The sequence below is a fragment of the Flagellimonas lutimaris genome (assembly GCF_003581615.1).
Classification (GTDB): Bacteria; Bacteroidota; Bacteroidia; order Flavobacteriales; family Flavobacteriaceae; genus Flagellimonas; species Flagellimonas lutimaris.
Genome location: NZ_QXFH01000033.1, coordinates 1 through 379, shown reverse-complemented (window position 1 = coordinate 379; position 379 = coordinate 1). Strand labels below are relative to the sequence as shown.

Below are 379 nucleotides of genomic sequence, written 5' to 3'. Positions count from 1 at the left end.
CTTGTTTAGGCAACACTGAAAGAAGTTGCTGCATTTTCAACAAACTTCTTTGCACCCTTGAACCATCTTTTGTCTCCAGCTTGTGCTTTGCAGATGTAGAGCTTGCCGCCCTTGACGGTGGCTGAGATGAGCTGGTGCTTGCCGCCCTCGTCTCCGTCGGCTGTCCTAGTCAGCACCGACAAGAAGTAGTACTTGGCTCCGTCGACCACGGGGGTTGCAGTCTCCAGAATGTTGGCAGTTGCCACTGCCCCGGAGTCGAATCCACCCTCTGAATCAGTTTTGCCAAAGTAGGCTTGCTTTCCCAGCAGGTAGTCAACTTGGGAAAGGAATTCTTCAGGGGAGCCATAATCTGTGATGGATTTCTTGTCTGTGGGGTTGA

General features: G+C 51.7%; 1 protein-coding gene. It reads right to left on the bottom strand.

Annotated features, from left to right (window positions below):
* Positions 1-5 precede the first annotated feature (5 nt).
* A partial coding sequence (locus tag D2V08_RS18190) for a PsbP-related protein (RefSeq protein ID WP_147374031.1) occupies positions 6-379 on the bottom strand: 374 nt, incomplete at its 5' end.